The sequence below is a fragment of the Aquirufa nivalisilvae genome (assembly GCF_004307455.1).
Classification (GTDB): domain Bacteria; phylum Bacteroidota; class Bacteroidia; order Cytophagales; family Spirosomataceae; genus Aquirufa; species Aquirufa nivalisilvae.
This window is the reverse complement of the sequence record NZ_SEWX01000008.1, coordinates 343797-365892: the sequence shown is the minus strand read 5'-3', so window position 1 is coordinate 365892 and position 22096 is coordinate 343797. Positions and strand designations below refer to the sequence as shown.

Genomic DNA, 22096 nt, shown 5'->3' with positions numbered 1-22096 from the left:
AATGAAAAAAATACTCTTTCTATTGCTGTTGATTTACAGCAATGTACAAGCAGCAGGGCCGAAAGACCCTGCTCTTTTTTCAAGTGCCAAACCCTGGGCTTATTGGTGGTGGCCAGGAAGTGCTGTTTCAGAGAAAGGGATTACTCATAATTTAGAAGCCTTTTCCAAAGCAGGTTTTGGAGGTTTGCATATCATTCCTATTTATGGAGCCAAGGGTTATGAAAAACAATTTTTAAATTATTTGAGCCCTGAGTGGAATGCTAAATTGGCCTTTGTCTTGAAGGAAGCCAAAAGGTTACATCTGGGAATTGATTTAACCTTAGGTACTGGATGGCCTTATGGTGGTCCGCAAATTGGAGTAAGCGAAGCGGCGAAGTCATACAAAATTCAACAGATGACTTTGGCCGAAGGAGAAAAATTAGCTCCTATCTCGTCAACTTTAGACAAATCTCCCAACTCCCAATTAATATCGATTACATCGTATCAGGGCAACCATTTTCAAGAAGATTTATGGCCTATTTTTCAGCAAGGGAAATTGGCAAATTGGAGAGCAAAAACACCGAATACCGTTATTTATTTGTTTTATCAGACATTAACCCAACAAAAAGTCAAACGTGCAGCACCTGGTGGAGAGGGATGGGTGATGGATCATTTTTCCCAAGAAGCTTGGGATGCATATAAACTACCTTTTGCCGCAGTATTAAAAAAATCTCATGCTCCATTAAGAGCTATCTATACGGATTCATATGAAGTTTATGGAGCCAATTTTAGTCCTCGACTATTTGATGAATTTAAACGGATAAATGGATACGATCTTCGTCATTATTTACCTGCATTGGCCGAGGCTAAAGCAGAGGGGGAATTTCAAAATCAAGTGTGGGCAGATTATCACAGGACTTTGGCTGATATGTTACTCAATCAATTTACCAAACCATGGTCCAAATGGATTAAAAGCCAAGGGTTTTTAAGTCGAGATCAGGCACATGGTTCTCCTGGTAATTTGATGGATTTATATGCCTCGGTGGATATTCCAGAAACTGAATTTTTTGGAAGTAAGCCTTACACCATTCCTGGGTATCGAATAGATCCAGATTATGATAGTGTTCGATTTGGTATACCCGATTTGAGAAATATCAAATTAGCCTCATCAGCAGCTGATATCATGGGTAAAAAGCTGGTTTCTTGTGAAACTGCTACATGGTTGGGAAATCACTTTAAGGTTTCTTTAGCCCAAGTAAAACCCATCATCGACGAAGTTTTTGTAGGAGGGGTGAACCACGTATTTTATCATGGAGCGACTTATTCTCCACCTGAAGTGGCTTGGCCAGGGTGGTTGTTTTATGCCAGTACCAATTTTAATCCTCAAAGTCATTTCTGGGGTGCGTTGCCAGAATTGAATAAATACATCGAAACATGTCAAAGCATGTTGCAGAAGTATCCTACAGATTCTGACTTGTTGTTGTATTTTCCCATGGAAGATATTTGGCATCAAAGAAATACACCAGGTAAAACACATGCACTTGATTTACATGCCAATAGTCGAGATTGGATGATTCAGACTCCTTTTGGGAAATGGTCCAATGCTTTACAAAATCGAGGCTTTCAAGTGGATTACGTGTCAGATTATCTGTTAACCACCTTGCAAGTGGTTGCTCCTAAAAAGTGGAAAGCTCCTTCTGGCAATACCTATAAAATGTTGCTGATTCCGCCAAGTACACACCTGTCTTTAGAAACCATGGAGCTTCTGGCTAATTGGGTGAAACAGGGAATGCCTGTTTATTTTTTGGAACATATTCCTTCGGTGGCAAGTACTTGGAATTATACGGATGAACAAAAGGAGCGTTGGAATAAGGCTAGAGAAAGTTTTCTTTTAAGGGTGTTATCTGATCCAGCAGATGTGCTGACTCGTCATGCGGTGAGCAAGGAGACGATGGCTGAACAAGGGCTTTCGTTTATTAGGAAAAGAACAGAAAATGGATTTGCTTATTTTGTTACCAATTTGTCAAATCAGTTTGCTGAAGGCAATATTTCATTGGCTAAATTTAGTGCGAGTATAGAAATACTGAATCCTTTGACCCAGGAAGTAAAGAAAATTAAATTGCCGAAATCAAAGTTACTTCCACTTGCATTAGCTCCAGGTGAAAGCCGAATAATTCGAGTTGCAAATACATTTAAGGGGGGAGAAATTCCGGCATTAATAGAAAAGAGTGAAGTAGCAATTAAGCCAATGGGTAAAATTCAAGTGGATTTTGTACATGGTGCACCCACTTTACCTCCTTCGCAGCAAATGGACGACTTGAATTATTGGACCAAGGAAACCTCAACTCATCAGTTCAGTGGATCAGCGAAGTATACATTTGATTTTGCGTTAAATGCTGAAGAGCTGAAGTCAGCTAAAGTGTTACATTTTGACCAAGTGCGGGACTGGGTTAAAGTAAAATTGAATGGCAAAGATTTAGGTATTGTTTGGTCAATTCCCTTCCAATTAAAGATTCCTGCAGGAATATTGAAGGAAGAAAATCACATCGAATTAGAAGTAACGAACGTTTCTGCCAATCGAATCCGCCAATTGGATAAAGAGGGGGGCAAATGGAAGAATTTTTATGAAATTAATTTTGTGGATATTCGATATAATCCTTTTGATGCTTCTAATTGGCCTATTACAGATAGTGGACTTCAGGGAAAACTATATTTAAGTAATCGATGATAGACTCAGTAGCACATTTAGTTCAAATTTTGCAAGCTCATCGTCATGAGGAGAATGCTCATTGGATGAAGAAATACATGCGGGATCAGTTTCCCTTTTTGGGGATAAAGAAACCGCAAAGGCATCAGATATTGAAAGAATGGTATGTACATGAAGGAAAAGGTTTGGACTGGTTTCTAGTGGCCAATGAACTATTTCGACTGAAAGAAAGGGAATATCAATACATCGCTTTGGATTATTTGCTTTTAGAGAAAAAGAACTGGGATGAACGCATTCCTCAATTGGTAGAAGATTGGATAGGAGATCAGTCTTGGTGGGATGTGGTGGATGTCTTGAGTCCTCATGTAATGGGAATATATTTGATGAAACATCCCGATCAACGTGATTATTGGATTCAGCGGTGGATGACCTCTGGTAATTTTTGGTTGCAGCGTGTTTGCTTATTATTTCAATTGACCTACAAGCTGAAGACTGATGTGATATTGCTGTCCGTTTTAATTCAAGACTTATCCAAGGAGAAAGAGTTTTTTATCCAGAAAGCCATCGGCTGGTCATTAAGGCAATATGCTCGCGTGGATGGTGTTTGGGTCAAGGATTTTGTTTTATCTCACGAATTGGCACCTTTGAGTAGGCGAGAAGCACTCAAACACTTATAAAAAAAGCCTTGTCGAGCTATTGAAGTCCGACAAGGCTTTTGAAAGTAAAATCCAACATGACTTAAGCCTTATTCCTTTTTTTCATCAAGGCTAATTCGTGAGCAGTATCATAATAACTACGAAGGTTGGACCAATCAAAAGTATCTGAAATACTCTCAACTCGGTTTCTTTGCGTAATTCTTTCTCTTTGAGACTGTTGCGTAAATTTGAATAAATTATTAGCCAATTGCTCGACCGACTCTTGATAAGTTTGAGATTTACGATTGACTACGCTGACACCCCACTGTTCATAATCACGCATGATTTGCATGATATAATCTCCGAAACCAGAAAGATCCGAAGTAACGGTAGGCACTCCTCTAGCCATACATTCTAACGGAGTATATCCCCACGGTTCATAATAACTAGGGAAGACTCCTAAATGGCATCCACGAACAAATTGACTATAATCCAATCCAAACAAAGGATTGGTAGAAACGATAAAATCGGGATGGTAAACAATCTTAACTTTATCTTCAGGGTTATTCAATAAATTAGTACGGTGTAGGTTTCGGATGATATCATCTTCTTGTTTCAACAAGTGAGTCACCACTTTGGGTCTAGAAGTAGACTTCCAAGTTTGAACCGTTCTTCTTAGACGAAGTCGCCAGTATTCATCCACAAAATTATTTAAATCAGGAAGTTGTAAGTTGTTGGAAGATGCCGCTGCCAAAAACAATTTTTCTCCTACTTCTTTTTCAATGGCTGAGCAGTTTTCTCTGATTTCATCCAAGACAGCTCTGGAGTGTAACACTTCTGGATCAATGGAATGGTAAGGCTGTTTGGTGACAAAAAACATCACTACTGTTTTTTTGGAACCAATTTCTTTCATTTTTTGATTTAACAAGGCAAGGGCGTCAAGTGTTAAATCGTAACCTTTATTGCTATATTCAAATCTCCCCGATGTAAATAAGTATAAGGTTTGATCTAGGTCAAAAGCTTGACTTTGGAAAAAATGCCCCATGACAAATTCAGAAAGATTCTGTTTGTATTTGGAGTGCAAATTTTGGTGTTCATGCAAAGCCGCAAAGCGTTGGATATTTAATCCATTTGGCAAGATGAGCTCTGGTATTCGACCTAGGAAATATTGACATTCTTTAGCTGTGATATCACTGACCGTAGTTAGCACATCTGCCTTTTGGGCGGCTTGTCTTTCAAAACTAGCTTGCGCTTCAATACCATAATTGACAGCTTCTTTGTACCAGTCAAAGGTATCAATGACATCATAGAAATTAGGAACGTTTCCTGCCAAATATCGCCCAAGCATGGTAGCATGCGTGGTAAATACAGTCGAGATTTTTACTTTTTCTTTCTTTAAATCGGGTAAACAAGTGGAGGCCATCCATTCATGAAAATGAACAATTAGGTCTTTTTTATTTTGATTTTCCTGGGCCCATTTACCAATGAATAGACGGATTAATTCCCCTAATGCAATGGTCTGATTCACTAATTCTTCTACGCCTAAGGTAGAGATTTTATGGTTCTCCCAAATTCGACCTTTAATGGCATTGATTTGATCATAAATGGAAGCTATGTCGAATAAGATGATTTTAGGCTTACCGGTAATGAGCCAATTGCCATAATGAACTTGGTAACCTTGCTCTCTCATCCATAATATGGCTCTTTCCATGGGAGTATCTTCTCCTACAGGTAAAGCTTCGAATTCAGCTGCAGCTGTTTGGGGGAAATAAGGCCCTAATAAAGCATAATCATCTCCCCATTTTTCAACCATGGAAGGGACCTTGGTGCGAATAACTGTATAAATTCCACCAACTTGATTACATGTTTCCCAAGCTACTTCGACTAAGAATTTCTTTTTAACTACGGGCTTTCTTGTTTTAACTTCGTTCGTCATAGTGAAAATGATTTAAGACATGTAAGAGGCACTTTCTATTACTTCCGTTTTACCATTCTTGGTAATAGTGAAATTAAAGCCTTTTTGGATAGAATAAGCGCCATATTCCCCTTTTTTATTCATGGCTAGATAGCCAACTTGAAATTCTTGGTATTTATATCGTTTGACAATTCTCATAATCGCCTCTTCACAAGCTTGTTGTGGACTTTTACCTTGTCGCATGAATTCCACAATTAAAAAAGACCCCAAGGTTTTCATGACAAATTCCCCTAAACCAGTGGCGCAAGCACCACCTACTTCATCGTCGCAAAATACGGCTCCACCGATAATCGGGGAGTCTCCTACACGTCCATGCATTTTAAAGGCCATGCCGCTGGTAGAACAGGCACCAGCGATTTCCCCAGCCTTACCTAAAGCTAATAATCCTATGGTGTCATGGCGTTCAATGTTTACTTTTGGTTCGTATTTGGCTTTCTTTTTCCATTCAAGCCATGCTTGTTTAGATTTCTCGGTCAATAGATTTTGCTTCTTAAAACCTTGTGATAAAGCAAACTCCAAGGCTCCTTCACCAGATAGCATCACATGTGGCGTTTTTTCCATCACAGCTCTAGCAACTGATATGGGGTGCATGATATGTTCCAAGAAAGTGACGGATCCCGCATTGCCAAGGTGATCCATGATGCAAGCATCTAATGTGACATGTCCATCACGATCAGGATAGCCTCCATAACCCACCGTGGTCTCATTGGGGTCTGCTTCTGGTACCAAAGCTCCTGCTTCTACACCATCTAATGCTTTACCCGTCTCCATGATTTTTTGATAACCTGCTAGGGTACCTTTTTCATTTTTCCAGGTAGCAATGATGATGGGTTCTGGGACGCTCGTATTTTGTTCTAATAATGCTGGACTTGCTAGTCCCAATATTCCAGTAGTTTGTAAAAATGATCTTCTTTTCATTCAAATTTTATGGCCACGCCCTCGTAAGAAATAATTTTGTTTGTTGATTGAATAACAAATGTGTAAAATTGTCTTTCCAAAGTAAAAAAAAATCTTTGAATTTTCATCTTCAAATTCGTGCCCAACGTATCAATGAGACAATTTAAATCCTTTTTCCCTTTAATCGTTACCTTAATCTGGACTTATGCGCTGCATACCAATTGGGGGACCTTACCTCCGATGGGTAAATTACTAAGTCCTTTTCATGGATTTTGGGTCAATGCAGAAAAAGCAGATGCCTCCGAACAAACGGAAGAAAATCTGCAAATTCCAGGTTTGTTGGAACCCGTTCAGGTCTTGTATGATGAAATGGCGATACCCCATGTTTTTGCCAAAAATGACCATGATTTATATTTAGCACAAGGTTATCTGACTGCCAAAGACCGTTTGTGGCAAATGGAATTTCAAACCCATTTTGCAGGAGGAAGAATATCGGAAATTGTGGGGTCCAAAGGAATGGCTTCGGATCAATTTCAACGAAGAATGGGTGCTGTCTACGGGGCAGAACAATCCTTAAAAGGAATGGTAGAAGATCCCCTGGCAAAAGCGTCATTAGAGGCTTATACTGATGGGGTAAATGCCTACATAGAAAGCTTAAATGATCGAACATTACCTTTGGAATATAAATTGTTGAATTATCGTCCAGAGAAATGGGAACCATTAAAAAGTGCGCTATTTTTAAAGAATATGTCATTTGTTTTGGCTTCGGGTACAGATGATTTAAAAATGACCAATATTTTGAGAAAATACGGTCGGGAAGTAGCCGAACACTTATTTCCCAATTATCCTTTTGAGGAAAGTCCAATCATTCCAGAAGGTACACCATTGGATTTCAAACCACTACCTATTCCAGCAGCCCCGGCTGATTTTATTGGCCAAGGAAGTACTATGAGAACTCCAGAAAAAGACCCTAATACGGGTTCTAATAACTGGGCGGTAGCAGGAAATAAGACCATTTCAGGCATGCCTATTTTGGCTAATGATCCGCATTTGACCCTATCGTTGCCTTCTATCTGGTATCAAATGCAATTGGTTGCACCAGGAATTAACGTGTATGGTTCCACGATGCCTGGATCGCCCAATGTCATTGCCGGTTTTAATAAGAACATCGCTTGGGGAGTTACCAATGTGGGTTCTGATGTGATGGATTGGTATCAAATAAAATTCAAGGATGCATCTAAGCGGGAGTATTGGCACGATGGAAAATGGAAGAAAACCACCATGCGGATTGAGCGATTTAAAGTAAGAGGAGAAGATGATTTTGTAGATACTGTATTTTTTACTCACCATGGACCTGTGGTTTATTTGAGCCACGAAAAACCTTTTCGATCAAATATTCCTGTTGGTCATGCTTTAAAGTGGATTGCCTTGGAAAAATCGAGCGAAGTTTCGGCTTTTTATCAGTTGAATCGCGCAGCGAATTATGAGGAATACAAAGCCGCCATTACCCATTTTTCGGCTCCTGCTCAAAACTTCGTATTTGCTAGTAATCAAGGAGATATAGCACTTTGGGTCAATGGCAAATTTCCTTTGAAATCGAATTTACAGGGTAAATATTTACTCGATGGTACTGATCCAGCAGCAGATTGGAAGGGTTATATTCCACATGATCATGATCCGCATGTAAAAAATCCTCCAAGAGGATTTGTGAGCTCAGCTAACCAGTTTTCAGTGGATAAGAGCTATCCTTATTACTTGGGATGGCAATTTGCCCCATCCGAACGTGGAAGAAGAATTAATGAGCGTTTGACAGCCATGAGTAAAGCAACTGTTGATTCTTTACGAGGATTGCAAAACGATAATTTCAACATTCGAGCACGTCGATTATTGCCATTATTATTGCCACTTGTAAATAATCCCAACCCTCAAATGGCAGCCGCATTAGATGTACTTAAAAAATGGAATTTGCAAAATTCCAAAGAGTCCATTGGAGCAACCATCTTTGAAAACTGGGTGATTCTATTGCAGTCTTCTCTTTGGGATGATGAATTCAATGCAGATGAAAAGGCCCCAATGAATATTCCGACTGTTGATAGAACGTTGAAATTAATTATTGAAGAACCTACAGCTATTTGGTGGGACAATGTGAAAACAAAAAATAAAAAGGAAAGTATGGCTGATATCATTCGTACGTCTTTTCAAGCGAATATCGATAGCTTAACCAAGCTACATGGTCCATTGGGGGCAGATTGGGTTTGGTATAAACATAAGCAAACTGGGGTTCGCCATTTAATACCAGGTATGGATGCATTGAGTCGACTCAATATTCCAATAGGTGGAGGCGGGTCTATTGTGAATGCCTCTACAACGAAAACAGGCCCTTCTTGGAGATTAGTGGTGGAATTGTCCAAATCAGGTAACCCGAATGCCTATGGTGTATATCCTGGTGGACAATCAGGAAATCCGGGTAGCTCCCATTATGATGATTTAATCGATACTTGGGCAAAAGGAGAGTTGAGACCACTCTTGTTTTTGAATCAGCCTGACCAAAAAACCAATCGAATTCGTAAAAAAATGATATTAACTAAGTAATTATGGCACAACGTAAAATGAATACATCTTTTGCCCTCACAGTGGTGCTCATCATGGTCATTGTGGGAGGATTAGTTCAAACTTATTTACCTTGGTATTCCATGGGGATTGCCTTTGGGATCATTTCCTTCTTTTTAGCTTTACCTAGTAAATCAGCCTTTTTAATTGGCTTGGCTTCGGGTTTTGTTTTATGGGCATTAGCGGCAGTATGGATGGACAGTCAATTCCCTAGTACCTTACCTTCACGCATGGCACAAATTTTACCAGTTGGTGGAAGTGTAGTCATTTTATACTTGGTAACAGGAGTATTTGGTGGCTTAACAGGAGCTTTATGGTCTTGGGCAGGCTCAAAATTGAGAGGAACTCATTGAAAATTGTAATTTTTTAGGACAACTGAATAAGACCTTGTATCTTTACGTCCTAGTCATTTTTAAACATTATACCCCGTGAAAAATCTTCATTATGCTTGGTTAGTAGTTTTAACTTTTGCCATTGCCTATTTGTACTTTAAACCATCAGGATCATCTGCAGGAATTGGTGCGACTACCACTGACGGAAAGAGAATCGTTTTTGTTAATTCTGATTCCCTGTTGAACAATTACCAATTCTACAAAGACGCTCAAAAAGAGTTTGAAAATAAAGGATATCGTTTACAAGTTGATTTAGGTCAAAAAGAACGTGCACTTCAAGGAGAATTGCAAGCGATTCAACAACGTGCTTCTGCTATGACTCAAGCAGAATTACAAGCAGCTGACATGACTTTGAAAAAGAAAGGAGCGGAGTTGCAACAATATAGCCAGCAAAAGCAAGCTGAGCTTGGTCAAGAACAAGCAAAGAAAAACGAAGAGTTATACAATAACATTCGTGAATATATCACTAAAGTGAATAAAGAGAACAAATACGAATTCGTTTTGGGTTATTCTAAATTAGGTGGCGGTATTTTATTTGCCGATGCATCTGTAGATGTGACTCAAAAAATGATTGAAGGTTTGAACAAAGAATACGCTGCCAAGAAAACAGGTAAGTAATCTTTTAAACTCGAAAAAGCCACGCAGTGAATCTGTGTGGCTTTTTTATTTGGAGCATTATGGCAAGAGAAAAAATTCAAAAGAAAGTTGAAATCCAGAATAGAAGGGCTTCTTTTGAATATGCATTTTTAGAAACTTGGACAGCAGGATTGGTATTGACTGGTACGGAGATTAAATCGATCCGTCAAGGGAAAGCTAATCTAACGGATGCCTATTGTCTTTTTATGCAAGATGAATTGTATGTGAGAAATATGCATATTTCCACCTATGAGGAAGGGACGCATTTCAATCATACACCGCTTCGAGATCGGAAATTATTACTGTCAAAAAGAGAGCTAAAGAAGCTTCAAAAGGAATTAAAGAATGTGGGTTTGACCATCATTCCTACGCGTTTATTTATTTCGGACAAAGGTTATGCCAAATTAAACATAGCATTAGCCAAAGGTAAAAAGAGTTTCGATAAGCGTGAAGATATCAAGGAGAAGGATGTCAAACGCGAAATGGCTAGGCAATTAACCTAAGCTTTGTTTCTAAAACGCTTAGCAATCTTTACAGCTGCCATAATGAGTATTCCGAATAGGGTGAATCCCAGCAATCCATAAAGCCAATCTAGGCTGTTTTTCCCGACAACTAAAAATACGACTGAAACCAATAAAATAGTCGCAATCTCATTGAAAAGGCGAAGTTTGGGGCCAGAGAAAATAAAATTCTTTTGGCGAAATTGTAAGATTATATAGCGACAATAAAAATGGTAAATGGTTATTCCAACGACAAAGCCGAGCTTTAGGTGTAACCAAGTATGTTGTCCAAATCCATCCCACCATTGGAGGTAAATCAAGCTCAAACCTGTTAACCAAGTCAAAAACATGGCGGGAATCATGATGGCATTGAATAATACCTTCTGCATTTTTTCGAATTGCGTAGAAAGAATGCTGCGTTCGGGTTCCGATTTATCCTGAGATTCTGCGTGATATACCAATAGACGGGGCAAATAGAACAATCCAGCAAACCAACTTACCACAAAAATAATGTGCAGTGATTTTATAATTGGATAGATCATGGTCTTTGGTAGCGTTTGAAAAAACTATTGACTTTTAGTTGTATAACCCCAAAGATAGCTTCTTTGAAAATATTGGCAGACATTTTACTTTCTCCTTTCGTTCGATCGGTGAATATGATGGGAACTTCGATAATTTTGAATCCATATTTCCAAGTTGTGAATTTCATTTCAACTTGGAATGCATAGCCGATGAATTTGATTTCGTGAAGGGGTATTGTTTCAAGTACTTTTCTTCGATAACAAACAAATCCTGCTGTAGCATCTTGGATGGGCATTCCGGTAATGGAACGAACGTAAAATCCAGCAAAATAGGACATTAATACTCTTCCTATTGGCCAATTAACCACATTAACTCCATTGATATATCTTGAACCAATGGACATGTCAGCACCTTGTTCACATGCTTGATACAACCGAACTAAATCATCGGGATTATGGGAGAAATCAGCATCCATTTCAAAGATATAATCGTATTGTCTTTCAATACAATAGTTAAATCCAGCAATATAGGCGGTTCCTAATCCTAATTTACCCTGACGTTCGATTATGTGAAGTCGATCTGTAAAAGTTGTTTGTAGCTGTTTTACTACCTGTGCAGTACCATCAGGTGAGCCATCGTCAACAATGAGTAAATCGAATAAAGGATCTAGGCTCATTACCTTTTCGATAATGGCTTGGATATTTTCAATTTCATTATAGGTCGGGATGATGACAATCCTCGAATTCATAAATTTAATTTTTTTGGTAGCAAAAACATTCAGTAATGTGGTCATTAACTAGGCCTGCAGCTTGCATAAACGAATAGCAAATGGTAGGGCCTACGAATTTGAAACCGTGTTTCTTCAGGGATTTGCTCATGGCTAGTGAGAGCACCGTACTGCTAGGTAATTCTTGATGGCTGAAGAAGTGGTTTTGTATGGGGCTAAACCCTACAAATTCCCAAATGTAGCGGTCAAAGCTACCAAATTTTTCCTGAATTTTGATAAATGCTTGCGCATTCATTTTAACAGCATTGATTTTTAATCGATTTCGAATAATTTTTGGATTTTTGAGACATTCCTCTAATTTTTCATCCTTCCATTGAGCAATTTCTTGATAATCAAACTGATTGAAAGCTTCTCTGAAATCTTCTCTTTTACGAAGTATGGTAATCCAGCTCAATCCAGATTGAAAACCTTCTAGGATTAAAAGTTCAAACAGCTTTTTTTCATCATGAAGAGGTTTGCCCCATTCAGTATCATGGTAGGCGATATAGAGAGGGTCAGAAGAAACCCATGCGCATCGAGTTTGATTCGTCATATCATTCAATTAGGTTGCAAGCAAGTGAATTTATGGGGATTTGCCTTGTTAAAAACTGATAAATTCACAAATTCAGAATTCTAAGGAGTGGTAGAACCAATTCTTTCAAAATAATTTTTACCTTTGGCATTAGATTAAGGTGTGTGATTTTTTCTTAAAGATTTTCACTTAATAGGGAATTTGGTAAAAGCCAAAACTGTCCTCGCAACTGTAAGTTTTTGTAAAACATTTGTCAAATCAAGGCCACTGGATTTTCTGGGAAGGCAGATAAATGATGAAAACGAGTCAGGAGACCTGCCTTTTTCGATTCTTGATGTCGCATTACGGAGGATGAGACGATATTGAGCGTTCGAGTATTTTTTCAATTTTATAGCCGAGAGGCTAAACATCATGTTTCATTTTAAATCGCAATGCTTGGCATTGGGGGTAATCTTATTCCCTAGCGCCGTGGTTTTTGCTCAGCAATCTGCTGACTCACAATTGTTGTCAGAGGTACAAGTTGCTGCGCCTAAGTTTCCCCAAAAATTAAACCAAACAGGGAAAGTAGTAAGTATAATTAGTCGAGCCCAACTAGACCAAATGACAGGTAAAAGCTTGGCTGAAGTTCTACAAAGTCAAGTGGGAATTTCTGTTAATGGGGCTAGAAGTGCTCCAGGATCTAATCAAGAAATCTATGTTCGTGGTGCTAACACAGGACACGTATTATTATTGATTGATGGCTTTCCTGTGAATGATCCGTCACATATTTCGCAAGTAATGGATTGGAATTTATTGGATATTAGTTCATTGGAGCGAATTGAAATTTTGAAAGGAGGCCAGTCTACTTTGTATGGCTCTGATGCCATGGCAGGAGTTATTAATTTGGTGACGCAAAAGCCTAGTTCAAAGCAGGTCCAAGGTAAAGTTCAAATTCAAGCTGGAAGTATAGGTGAATTGAATACGACGGCTCAAGTTCGTGGTTCAATAGCAAAAAATTTATGGAATATTCAAGTTCGAGATTTTATCAGCCAAGGTTATTCAGCTGCAAAAGATACAATGGGAACATTTGAGAAAGATGGATTTCGCCAACAGCAGGTACATGTGGGTTGGTCGAGACCAATTGGTGAAAAGTCCTGGTTGGATGTTTATTACCAATGGAATGCGAATAAAAGTAATTTAGATGCTGGTCCATATGCAGATGAAAAAGATTATACAGCCAAAGCAAATTCTAGTTCATTACGTATGCAATATCAGTACAAAGGGGACTATCTTACCTGGTATTTGCGTGCTTTCCATGAAGTTATTCATCGAGAATTTACGAATGACTCTACTTTTATAGCTGCCAATGCTTGGACCAATTTTTCACATTCAACCTATGAAGGCAAAAGTCAAGGTCTTGAATGGTATGGCAAGTGGTCATTGGGGAGGGAATTTGTATTGTTAGCTGGTACTGAGTATCGATATCAAAATACCTTACAATCCGACTATTCCATTAGTGCTTATGGTCGATATGATTCACCATCATTAGCTCCTGAAAAAGCGAATCAATCTATTTGGGCTACATATGCCACAGTTCAAAAGAATTGGGATATGGGCGGAATTGAGGTGGGTACTCGTTGGAATAAGTCGTCCAATTTTGGTGATTTCACCACTTTTACCATCAATCCATATGTGTTTTTAACGAAAAGCTGGAAGTTGTTCGCAAATGTCAATTCAGGATTTAAGGTGCCTTCTTTGTACCAATTATATTCTCCTTATGGTAATAGTGTATTGAAACCTGAATTAGGAACAACCTTGGAATTTGGATTATCTATTGCTAAGCCAGCTTGGTCGGCAAGGATCGTAGGATTTCAAAACTCTGTTAAGGATGGGATTGTATTTCAATCAAAGAATGTAGATCCATACGGTCAATATGTTAATGTCTCAAAACAAAATACGCAAGGAATAGAAGTAGAAGGGGGGTATCGTAAGGGTAGCTTTAATTCTACTTTGAACTATACATTTTTGGATGGAAACTTGACGAATAAATTTGCTGGGAAAGATAGTACGTATTCATCATTGATTAGGCGACCTGCACATGCTTTGGTGTTAAATTTAGGATATCAAATTAATGCTAAATGGCAAGTGTCGTTATTGCACCATGGGCAAGCAAGAAGGATAGATTTTGTATATGATGAGGCATTATTTAGTGTCGTTTCAAAGGAATTGAAACCTTATGTTTGGGCAGAAATCCAAAGTAGTTATCAGGTGAATAAGCATGTACAATTTAATCTCTTAATCAAGAATTTGTACAATCAAGCTTTTGTCGAATCATATGGATATTCGACACAGCCAATGAATTTATTACTGGCATTCAAGTATCAGTGGTAATTGCCTTTTTTTCAACGCTGTCAAGGTTCTAAACCTTGCCAGCGTTAGGCAAAATTATCTTTTTCCAGCTTTTAAAGTCGACCAAAAATTGATATTACTTTATTAATATCAAGACATTGATTTTTTAAATTAAATATCAATAAGTCGTTGGATTTTTTAAGAAAAAATGGGCAGTTTTACCAACGCTGTCAAGGTTTAGAACCTTGACAGCGTTAATGATTTTACGGTTTAAACCGCTCATAGACATCTTTCCCAGAGATAGGGTCTTTCCCGAATAATTCTATGTAATTAACGGAAGGCATGAATTTACTTTCATCCACACTAACAAAGATACGTTTCAATACTTGTAGTCTCCCATTGATGGGAAAAAGGGCAATAGGCACCCCTTTAGGATCGAGTTTAACAACAAATTTTCTTTTACGATATGCTAAGAAATAACCTTCATAGGAAGGTTCTATTTCACTCGTTATTTTATTAGTATATAGCCCATAGGCCAAGGTCTTTTGTATGGAAGACAGCTCTTCTTGTTGGCCTTTTTCTGCATATCGAATCCAATAGGTGTGTACGGGATTTTTGGTATGAAGGGCTTTATTGGCTGTTAAATTCGCATCATAAACCACCACATTTGAATTAGAGCTCCGTTGGATGTAGAATAAACGAATGGCACTTTCAGGTGGATTTGGGAATATTTCACCTGTGGCTAATACAGGGATTGTTCCCCATACTAGACACATAAAAATGCGAATAAAAGCAGACGGTAGATTCAATGTAATTCCTAGAATGAAATAAAAAAATGATTATTGTTTTTCCATCTTTTCAACAATTTCCTCAGAAATACCTACGCAAGAAAATCCACCATCGTGAAATAAGTTTTGCATAGTTACTTTGCGAGTTAAATCAGAAAATAAGGTGATGACATAATCGGCGCATTCATCGGCAGTAGCATTGCCTAAAGGAGACATTTGATTAGCATATTCATAAAATGCATTGAAGCCACTGATACCTGTTCCCGCCGTAGTTTTGGTAGGCGATTGAGAAACGGTATTGATACGAACACCTTTAGCTTTACCATAATGGTAGCCATAAGATCTTGCAATTGATTCTAGCATGGCTTTTGCTTGAGCCATGTCCGTATAATCAGGGAATGAACGCTGAGCTGCAATGTAAGAAAGTGCTACAACAGAACCTCCTTGAGCAATTGCATCTTTTTTCTGAGCTACTTGTAGCATTTTGTGAAATGAAAGCGCAGATACATCCAATGATTTTAAAAACCATTCGTAGTTCAAATCTCCATACTCACGCCCTTTACGAATATTAGTACTCATTCCAATGGAGTGTAGTACAAAATCAATTGGTCCACCTAAAAATTCAATGGACTCATCGTATAATTTTTCTAAGTCTTCAATCGACGTGGCATCAGCACCAATTACTTTAGCGCCGCATTTTTCAGCTAGGTGATTGATTTCGCCCATACGCATAGCGAGTGGTGCATTGGTCAAGGTGAAAGTGGCTCCCTCTTCGTGAGCTCTTTCTGCAATTTTCCAGGCAATGGAATCTTCGTTTAATGCGCCAGAAATAATACCTCTTTTTCCTTTTAGTAATTGATATGCCATAAGAAGCGATCTAGATCGATTGAAATTTTGTGATTTTGCCTCCAAAGTAACGAATTTTTTCTCAGAATAGAATGGATTTATCTATCTCAAATACCATTCTATTTGCTGAATGGGTTGTTATTTAGAAAATTATGCGTAAATTGCAGAGGAAATTTAAGAAATGAAGAGGGGTTTTTAATCCCTCTTTTTGTTTTCAATTGAAAAAGCATGGGTGATTTATCAGAAAAAATTAGGGAGTGGTTGTTGGCTTATGTGGGAGAGGGTCCTATTTTTTTAGTGGATTTGCAGGTTTCTCAAGGCGCCAAGCGTAGTCTAGTAACCATATTGGTTGACACCTTAGAAGGCATATCCATTGATGAATGTGCATTGTTGAGCCGTAAGTTGGCTCACCACATCGAAGAGAATTTGTGGATTGAGGAAGCGTATAATTTAGAAGTTTCTTCTCCTGGTTTAGATTTTCCTTTAACGCAGGGTTGGCAGTTTCAAAAGAACATTGGTCGCAAGGTTAAAGTTTGGATGAAAAAAGAAGGTCAAGTAGAAGGTGTGCTGTTAGCTTATAAGGAAGATTCGATTGAAATATTAACAGAAAAAACGCTGAAACATCGCGTGATTGTGGCAAAAGAATCCACGTGGTTTCCTTTGGCAGAAATAGATAAAATTAAAGTACAAGTGTCATTTCAATAAAAAAAGAGAGATAGCAATGAACAGTGTTGAATTAATTTCGTCATTTGCAGAGTTTGCTCGGGAAAAGAACATTGATAAACCGTCCATGATTGCGGTTTTGGAGGATGTGTTTCGTACCATGATTCGCAAGAAATTTGGTTCCGATGAAAACTTCAATGTGATTATTAATCCCGAGAGTGGCGATTTAGAGATGTGGCGTACACGTGAAATCGTGGACGATAATTCGGAAGATATTTGGGATTTTGATAAAATTCCTTTGTCTGAAGCGAAATTAATCGAGCCCGATTTTGAGATTGGAGAAGAAGTAGCTGAATTGATTAAACTAGAGGATTTCGGTCGTCGTGTGGTTCAAACAGCTCGTCAGACCTTGATCCAGAAGATTAAGGATATAGAAAAAGAAAGTCTTTATGATAAATATAAGGACTTAGTTGGTGAATTAGTAAGCTCTGAGGTATACCAAATTTTAGGTCGCGAATTGATCTTATTGGATAGTGAAGACAATGAATTGATTTTACCAAAAACGGAAATGATTCCTAAGGATCGTTTCAAGAAGGGAGAAACAATTAAAGCAATTATCCATAAGGTAGAAATGGCGAATGGTACTCCACGTATTATTCTTTCACGTATTTCACCCGTATTTTTGGAGCGATTGTTTGAGCAAGAGATTCCAGAAATATATGATGGGACTATCACGATTCGTAAGATTGTTCGTGAACCAGGTGAGCGTGCCAAAGTAGCTGTAGAATCGTACGATGATCGTATTGATCCAGTTGGAGCTTGTGTGGGTATGAAAGGATCTCGTATTCATGGAATCGTTCGTGAATTACAGAATGAAAATATTGACGTGATTAACTTCACTGATAATTTAGAGTTATTAGTTGCTAGAACATTAAGTCCAGCGAAATTGAACTCGATGACAATTGATAAAGAGCGTAAGCGTATTTCGGTATTCTTAAACTCGGATCAAGTGTCTATGGCTATTGGTCGTGGAGGTCAAAACATTAAGTTGGCAGGTAAGTTAGTTGGATATGAAATTGACGTCTTCCGTGATGTTCCTAAGGATGAATTGGACGAGGAGGATGTAGAATTGAATGAATTCTCTGACGACATTGACGCTTGGATTTTGGATGAGCTACATAAGATTGGTTTGGATACAGCCAAGCAGGTTTTAGCTTTATCTAAAGAAGAATTAGAGCGCAGAACAGAGTTGGAAGAGGAGACGATCGAAGATATCTTATCGATTCTTCGTGCTGAATTTGAGTAAGTTGTAACACATTGAATGAATTATAGTATTTTGTAATTTTTATGGCAGAAGAAAAGACAATGCGATTGAGCCTTGTAGCAAAACAAATAAACGTGGGGACGTCTACGATCCTTCAGTTTCTTTCTGCTAAGGGTCACAAAATTGATAATAACCCAAATGCCAAATTAAATTTTGAGCAGCTTAGCTTATTGGCTAGAGAATATGATGCGAATCATATTCTGGAAGCTTCTGAAGCGCCTAAAAAAGCTGTTGAAGAAGTAGTTGTGCCAGAACCTGTTGTTGCGGTCGAGGAGAAAAAACCTGAGCCAGTCCCTGTTGTAGAGGTTGTAGCTCCAGCTCCGGAACCTGTTAAAGTTGTTGAAGTTCCCGTAGTGGAGGTTGCAAAACCTGAACCAGTACAAGAAGAGGAACCAAGACCTATGGGTTTAAAAGTTTTGGGTAGAATCGATTTAGACAAAAAAGGCCATCCTATTGCGCCAAAGCCAGTTGAGAAACAAGTGGAGGCGCCGAAAGTAGTAGAAGAAAAAGTAGTTGAGCCGGTAGTGCCCGTTGTGCCTGAAGCTCAAGTAGAGCCAGTTAAAGAAGCGGTTGAGCCTGTTAAGGAAGAACCAAAACCTGTAGCTCCAGTAGCACCTGTTGTTCCTCCAGTAGTGGAGTCAACCACACCAGATATTGAGTTGATTGAAGCGAAAGGGGAGACCCTAAAAGGTTTAACGGTATTAGGTAAAATTGAATTACCTACACCAAGTGATCGCTCGGGTGACAAAAAGCACAAGAGAAAGCGTATTATTAAAGAAGAAAAGAGACCTGTTTCTAATGATACTTCGAATCGTCCGGCACCAGCTGGAGGAGGAGGCGACTTCAAGAAAAAGGATTTCGGAAAGAAACCAGCTGCTCCAGGTGCTAAACCAGGAGGACCTAAGGAAGAACTTTCTGATAAAGATATTCAAGAGCAGATTAAAGCAACGATGGCTCGCTTGCAAGGTGCAACCAACAAGCAAAGCTTTGGGGCGGATAAGCGACGTGTTAAGCGTAGAGAGCGTGCAGAAGCAGATGAGGCTCGTCAATTAGCTGAGGATGAAGAATCAAAAATCTTAAAAGTAACCGAATTTATTTCAGCGAGCGATTTAGCTTCTTTGATGGATGTATCTGTCAATGAAGTAATTTCTACTTGTATGAGTTTGGGTATGTTCGTTTCGATCAATCAGCGTTTGGATGCCGAAGCGATTACCATTATTGCAGATGAGTTTGGATTTGAAGTGAGTTTTATTTCAGCAGAAGAAGAAATCGATGCTGTTGAAGTAGAAATTGAAGATGATCCGGCTGATTTAGTTCCAAGAGCACCAATTGTGACCATCATGGGTCACGTTGACCACGGTAAAACATCCTTGTTGGATTATATTCGTCGTGCCAAAGTAGCTGCAGGTGAAGCTGGAGGTATTACTCAACATATTGGAGCTTATTCGGTTCAAACAGAATCGGGTAAGAAAGTAACATTCTTAGATACGCCTGGTCACGAAGCCTTTACAGCGATGCGTGCAAGGGGTGCTAAAATTACAGACGTTGTAATCATTGTAATTGCGGCGGATGATTCTGTGATGCCACAAACCAAAGAGGCTATTAACCATGCTATGGTGGCTGGTGTACCTATTGTATTTGCTTTTTCTAAAGTAGATAAAGATGGTGCAAATCCAGACAAAGTTCGTGAGGAGTTAGCTGCCATGAATATGTTAGTGGAAGATTGGGGTGGTAAATACCAATGTCAAGAAATTTCTTCTAAGTCAGGATTAGGTATTGATGATTTATTGGAAAAGGTATTGTTGGAGGCAGAATTGCTAGATTTAAAAGCCAATCCAAATAAGAAAGCTATCGGTTCTGTCATTGAAGCAGAATTAGACAAAGGCCGTGGTTATGTGACTACGCTTTTAATTCAAGCTGGTACTTTGAACATTGGAGATATGATGTTGGCTGGAGATAACTATGGTCGTGTAAAGGCTATGTTTGATCACCACGGAAATAAAATTAAAAAAGCGGGTCCATCTACACCTGTTCAAGTATTAGGTTTAAATGGAGCTCCTCAAGCAGGTGATAAATTACTTTGTTTAGAGAATGAGCGTGAAGCTCGTGAAATTGCTAATAAGCGTGAGCAAATTTTACGTGAGCAATCATTACGTACTAGAAAACACATTACTTTAGAAGAGATTGGTCGCCGTAAGGCAATCGGGACCTTCCGTGAATTGAATGTGATTGTGAAAGGTGACGTGGATGGTTCCGTAGAAGCTTTGTCTGATTCCTTATTAAAGCTATCTACTGAAGAAGTTCAGGTGAGAATTATTCACAAAGGAGTAGGTCAGGTTTCAGAATCTGATGTAGCTTTGGCTTCTACTTCAGATGCAGTAATTATTGCTTTCCAAGTTCGTCCTTCTGTGAATGCCCGTAAATTGGCTGAAGCTGAGCAGATTGAAATTAGAAACTATTCTATTATCTACCAAGCAATCGATGAAATCAAGGCGGCTATGGAAGGTATGTTGGCTCCAACATTTGAAGAAGTTATTACTTCGAATATTGAAGTGCGTGATGTATTCAAAATTTCAAAAATTGGTACAGTAGCGGGTTGTTATGTATTGGATGGAACGGTTAAACGTGCCAATAAGATTCGTGTAATTCGTGACTTTGTGGTGGTTCATGAAGGTGAAATTTCAGCCTTGAAACGTTTCAAAGATGATGTAGCCGAAGTTAAATTTGGATATGAATGTGGATTGTCTGTTAAGAACTTCAATGATTTAGAAGTTGGAGACACCATTGAGTGTTATGAAATGAAGGAAGTAAAACGTACCTTAAAATAGATTTTAAGGTATTAAATATAAAAAGGCCGATTCGAAAGAATCGGCCTTTTTTGTGATAGAAAGGAAGTAGTTTTATTTATCTAATAATTGTTTCAAATTAACTGTCCTAAAAAATACAATTACGAGAGATATAAATACTCCGAAAAATAGGAATCCAATGGTAATTAGACTTCGTTTTGGTTCAGATTTTTCAAGGGCAACTTGTGCTGGTTCTAATACTTTAAATACAGGGGTTTCTCTTTGTATTTTAACTGCTGCATCGGCCATTTGAGTACTGATACTGGAATAGATATTGAATGCCAAATCAACCTCATATTGGAGTTTCTTTTCTTGATCTTTGGCTACTTGTAAGAAAGTATTTCGATGTTGGTCTTTGTAAGTGGATAATCTACTTAAAGCATTGTCGTACGTTTTTCTAGATTCAGCATGTCGATCTTGTAAAAATTTCAATTCTTTTCTTGCTTTTTCTGTTCGATAACTTGAAACATATTTTGTCAAGTAATTCTGAGTGAAATTAATAAGCATGGCTGTAGCAATAGGATCAGTTAATTTGACAGTAATTGTTACCATCCCATTTTTTTTATCCGTTTCAGCAGAAATTCTATTTCTTAAATTGGTAATTCCTATTAATTCCAACCGACTTAGATTGATTAATTCAGGTGATAAGCCTTCTTTTGGAATAGTTAAAGCCTCTTCTTGTTTTCGCTTAGATTTATCTTTGGAGAAGATTTGGATTGGGGGCAGTTCTGGGGAAGTAACAATGTAATCAAATACAGTCATCCATTTTTTTCTTTTTTGAACAAACACCTTGCTCTTTAATGCTTCTCGAAGAAACGGAGTACTTTGTAATACACTTGGATATATTTCTGGTCTAACAACATCTACACCTGACCCTCCACCTATATCAACCCCAGCCAAACCGGCCAATGATTTAAGTCCTCCTAAATTGCTCCCACTAGATTTAGCATCAATTTCTGGTAATAATTTCACATTGGATTGATATTCATTAGGAATGGTTAATGAATAAACAGCCCCTAAAGCCGCAAAGGTTACCGATATAGCTACAATTAAAATAAAATGAGATTTGATGGCTTGAAAGATTTCAGCTATGTTAATAGAGATATCCTCTTGTTCAATTGGACTATTATGTATGCTATCTTTGGACATT

18 protein-coding genes and 1 riboswitch are annotated in these 22096 nt (G+C 38.4%); of the genes, 10 read left to right on the top strand and 8 right to left on the bottom strand.

What is annotated here, in order from left to right:
- Position 1 precedes the first annotated feature (1 nt).
- Positions 2 to 2707, top strand: coding sequence for a glycosyl hydrolase (locus EWU22_RS12540; RefSeq protein WP_130925820.1), 2706 nt, complete (start codon positions 2 to 4; stop codon positions 2705 to 2707).
- Positions 2704 to 3363, top strand: a complete 660-nt coding sequence (locus EWU22_RS12535; RefSeq protein ID WP_130925819.1) for a DNA alkylation repair protein — start codon at positions 2704 to 2706, stop codon at positions 3361 to 3363. Before EWU22_RS12540 ends, EWU22_RS12535 begins: the two co-directional genes overlap by 4 nt.
- A gap of 61 nt (positions 3364 to 3424) precedes the next feature.
- Here EWU22_RS12535 and EWU22_RS12530 read toward each other — a convergent pair whose 3' ends face one another.
- Positions 3425 to 5257, bottom strand: a complete 1833-nt coding sequence (locus EWU22_RS12530) for a glycosyltransferase (protein ID WP_109323938.1) — start codon at positions 5255 to 5257, stop codon at positions 3425 to 3427.
- A gap of 12 nt (positions 5258 to 5269) precedes the next feature.
- Positions 5270 to 6214, bottom strand: coding sequence for a N(4)-(beta-N-acetylglucosaminyl)-L-asparaginase (locus EWU22_RS12525; protein WP_130925818.1), 945 nt, complete (start codon positions 6212 to 6214; stop codon positions 5270 to 5272).
- 132 nt (positions 6215 to 6346) lie between these two features.
- Here EWU22_RS12525 and EWU22_RS12520 point away from each other — a divergent pair, with 132 nt between their 5' ends.
- From EWU22_RS12520 to smpB, 4 genes are all read left to right on the top strand, one after another.
- Complete coding sequence (locus tag EWU22_RS12520) at positions 6347 to 8785, top strand: penicillin acylase family protein (RefSeq protein ID WP_130925817.1); 2439 nt, start codon at positions 6347 to 6349, stop codon at positions 8783 to 8785.
- A 2-nt stretch (positions 8786 to 8787) separates the two neighbouring features.
- Positions 8788 to 9156, top strand: a complete 369-nt coding sequence (locus tag EWU22_RS12515) for a hypothetical protein (RefSeq protein ID WP_130925816.1) — start codon at positions 8788 to 8790, stop codon at positions 9154 to 9156.
- A gap of 75 nt (positions 9157 to 9231) precedes the next feature.
- Positions 9232 to 9813, top strand: a complete 582-nt coding sequence (locus EWU22_RS12510; protein ID WP_109323934.1) for an OmpH family outer membrane protein — start codon at positions 9232 to 9234, stop codon at positions 9811 to 9813.
- 59 nt (positions 9814 to 9872) lie between these two features.
- Entirely contained in the window at positions 9873 to 10334 is a 462-nt protein-coding gene (gene smpB, locus EWU22_RS12505; RefSeq protein WP_109323933.1) for an SsrA-binding protein SmpB, read from the top strand.
- Here smpB and EWU22_RS12500 read toward each other — a convergent pair.
- Genes EWU22_RS12500 through EWU22_RS12490 form a run of 3 tightly spaced genes read right to left on the bottom strand, consistent with a single transcriptional unit; the run spans position 10331 to position 12172 of the window.
- On the bottom strand, positions 10331 to 10873 hold the full coding sequence (locus EWU22_RS12500) for a CopD family protein (protein WP_130925815.1): 543 nt from the start codon (positions 10871 to 10873) through the stop codon (positions 10331 to 10333). The genes smpB and EWU22_RS12500 overlap by 4 nt on opposite strands.
- Entirely contained in the window at positions 10870 to 11601 is a 732-nt protein-coding gene (locus EWU22_RS12495) for a polyprenol monophosphomannose synthase (protein ID WP_109325409.1), read from the bottom strand. Before EWU22_RS12495 ends, EWU22_RS12500 begins: the two co-directional genes overlap by 4 nt.
- Positions 11602 to 11605: 4 nt before the next feature.
- Positions 11606 to 12172, bottom strand: a complete 567-nt coding sequence (locus tag EWU22_RS12490) for a DNA-3-methyladenine glycosylase I (protein ID WP_130925814.1) — start codon at positions 12170 to 12172, stop codon at positions 11606 to 11608.
- A gap of 120 nt (positions 12173 to 12292) precedes the next feature.
- A riboswitch (cobalamin riboswitch) is annotated at positions 12293 to 12488 on the top strand.
- A 74-nt stretch (positions 12489 to 12562) separates the two neighbouring features.
- On the opposite strand from EWU22_RS12490, the gene EWU22_RS12485 reads away from it, so the two are divergent.
- On the top strand, positions 12563 to 14521 hold the full coding sequence (locus tag EWU22_RS12485; RefSeq protein WP_130925813.1) for a TonB-dependent receptor plug domain-containing protein: 1959 nt from the start codon (positions 12563 to 12565) through the stop codon (positions 14519 to 14521).
- Between the two features lie 221 nt (positions 14522 to 14742).
- Here the strand turns inward: EWU22_RS12485 and EWU22_RS12480 are convergent, their stop codons facing one another.
- Complete coding sequence (locus EWU22_RS12480) at positions 14743 to 15255, bottom strand: DUF4833 domain-containing protein (RefSeq protein ID WP_130925812.1); 513 nt, start codon at positions 15253 to 15255, stop codon at positions 14743 to 14745.
- 63 nt (positions 15256 to 15318) lie between these two features.
- Positions 15319 to 16134 (bottom strand): enoyl-ACP reductase FabI, encoded by an 816-nt coding sequence (locus EWU22_RS12475; protein ID WP_109323925.1) that lies wholly within the window; start codon positions 16132 to 16134, stop codon positions 15319 to 15321.
- 207 nt (positions 16135 to 16341) lie between these two features.
- Between EWU22_RS12475 and EWU22_RS12470 the strand changes: the two genes are divergently transcribed.
- Genes EWU22_RS12470 through infB form a run of 3 tightly spaced genes read left to right on the top strand, consistent with a single transcriptional unit; the run spans position 16342 to position 20928 of the window.
- Positions 16342 to 16818 (top strand): ribosome maturation factor RimP, encoded by a 477-nt coding sequence (locus tag EWU22_RS12470; protein ID WP_130925811.1) that lies wholly within the window; start codon positions 16342 to 16344, stop codon positions 16816 to 16818.
- A gap of 16 nt (positions 16819 to 16834) precedes the next feature.
- Positions 16835 to 18082: a transcription termination factor NusA gene (gene nusA / locus EWU22_RS12465; protein WP_109323922.1), complete on the top strand. Its 1248-nt coding sequence runs from the start codon at positions 16835 to 16837 to the stop codon at positions 18080 to 18082.
- 41 nt (positions 18083 to 18123) lie between these two features.
- Positions 18124 to 20928, top strand: coding sequence for a translation initiation factor IF-2 (infB, locus tag EWU22_RS12460; protein ID WP_130925810.1), 2805 nt, complete (start codon positions 18124 to 18126; stop codon positions 20926 to 20928).
- A gap of 72 nt (positions 20929 to 21000) precedes the next feature.
- On the opposite strand, the gene EWU22_RS12455 is transcribed toward infB, so the two are convergent.
- On the bottom strand, positions 21001 to 22095 hold the full coding sequence (locus tag EWU22_RS12455) for a Wzz/FepE/Etk N-terminal domain-containing protein (protein WP_130925809.1): 1095 nt from the start codon (positions 22093 to 22095) through the stop codon (positions 21001 to 21003).
- Position 22096 lies beyond the last annotated feature (1 nt).

Excerpts from the sequence above, each read along its gene's own strand:
- EWU22_RS12515 (WP_130925816.1), top strand. The coding sequence starts at position 8,788 with ATGGCACAACGTAAAATGAATACATCTTTTGCCCTCACAGTGGTGCTC.
- EWU22_RS12535 (WP_130925819.1), top strand. The coding sequence starts at position 2,704 with ATGATAGACTCAGTAGCACATTTAGTTCAAATTTTGCAAGCTCATCGT.
- EWU22_RS12530 (WP_109323938.1), bottom strand. The coding sequence starts at position 5,257 with ATGACGAACGAAGTTAAAACAAGAAAGCCCGTAGTTAAAAAGAAATTC.
- infB (WP_130925810.1), top strand. The coding sequence starts at position 18,124 with ATGGCAGAAGAAAAGACAATGCGATTGAGCCTTGTAGCAAAACAAATA.
- EWU22_RS12500 (WP_130925815.1), bottom strand. The coding sequence starts at position 10,873 with ATGATCTATCCAATTATAAAATCACTGCACATTATTTTTGTGGTAAGT.
- EWU22_RS12470 (WP_130925811.1), top strand. The coding sequence starts at position 16,342 with ATGGGTGATTTATCAGAAAAAATTAGGGAGTGGTTGTTGGCTTATGTG.
- nusA (WP_109323922.1), top strand. The coding sequence starts at position 16,835 with ATGAACAGTGTTGAATTAATTTCGTCATTTGCAGAGTTTGCTCGGGAA.
- EWU22_RS12480 (WP_130925812.1), bottom strand. The coding sequence starts at position 15,255 with ATGTGTCTAGTATGGGGAACAATCCCTGTATTAGCCACAGGTGAAATA.
- EWU22_RS12475 (WP_109323925.1), bottom strand. The coding sequence starts at position 16,134 with ATGGCATATCAATTACTAAAAGGAAAAAGAGGTATTATTTCTGGCGCA.
- smpB (WP_109323933.1), top strand. The coding sequence starts at position 9,873 with ATGGCAAGAGAAAAAATTCAAAAGAAAGTTGAAATCCAGAATAGAAGG.
- EWU22_RS12455 (WP_130925809.1), bottom strand. The coding sequence starts at position 22,095 with ATGTCCAAAGATAGCATACATAATAGTCCAATTGAACAAGAGGATATC.
- EWU22_RS12540 (WP_130925820.1), top strand. The coding sequence starts at position 2 with ATGAAAAAAATACTCTTTCTATTGCTGTTGATTTACAGCAATGTACAA.
- EWU22_RS12520 (WP_130925817.1), top strand. The coding sequence starts at position 6,347 with ATGAGACAATTTAAATCCTTTTTCCCTTTAATCGTTACCTTAATCTGG.
- EWU22_RS12495 (WP_109325409.1), bottom strand. The coding sequence starts at position 11,601 with ATGAATTCGAGGATTGTCATCATCCCGACCTATAATGAAATTGAAAAT.
- EWU22_RS12525 (WP_130925818.1), bottom strand. The coding sequence starts at position 6,214 with ATGAAAAGAAGATCATTTTTACAAACTACTGGAATATTGGGACTAGCA.
- EWU22_RS12490 (WP_130925814.1), bottom strand. The coding sequence starts at position 12,172 with ATGACGAATCAAACTCGATGCGCATGGGTTTCTTCTGACCCTCTCTAT.
- EWU22_RS12485 (WP_130925813.1), top strand. The coding sequence starts at position 12,563 with ATGTTTCATTTTAAATCGCAATGCTTGGCATTGGGGGTAATCTTATTC.